The 377-nt window shown below is 63.9% G+C and carries 1 protein-coding gene; it reads left to right on the top strand.

The window, feature by feature from the left end:
• A partial coding sequence (locus AACW18_RS11315) for a VCBS domain-containing protein (protein WP_218390090.1) occupies window positions 1–377 on the top strand: 377 nt, incomplete at both ends.

Here is a 377-nt window from a genome sequence, read left to right on the forward strand (position 1 = left end):
CCGGCGTCAACGACGGTGCGGTGATTGTGGGTGATGGCAGCGGTGCGGTGACCGAAGACCTGAACGTGGTCAGCGGTAACCTGACCGAGACCGGCAGCTTGAGCGTGACCGACGTGGACGGGGCCGATGAGGCTGAGTTCAAACCGGGCCTGGGCACCCCGAGTGCTGGCGCCCTGGGTCAGCTGGAGATCGATGCGGCTGGCAAGTGGAGCTATGAAGTCGCCAACAGCAAGGTGCAGTACCTGGGCCAGGGCGAGACCAAGGTCGAGACCTTCACCGTACAGAGCCTGGATGGCACCAGCCACACCGTGACCATCACCATCACCGGCGTCAATGACGGTGCCGAGATCAAGGGTGATGACAGCGGTGCGGTGACC

The organism is Aeromonas sp. sia0103 (assembly GCF_963895295.1).
GTDB lineage: Bacteria > Pseudomonadota > Gammaproteobacteria > Enterobacterales > Aeromonadaceae > Aeromonas > Aeromonas encheleia.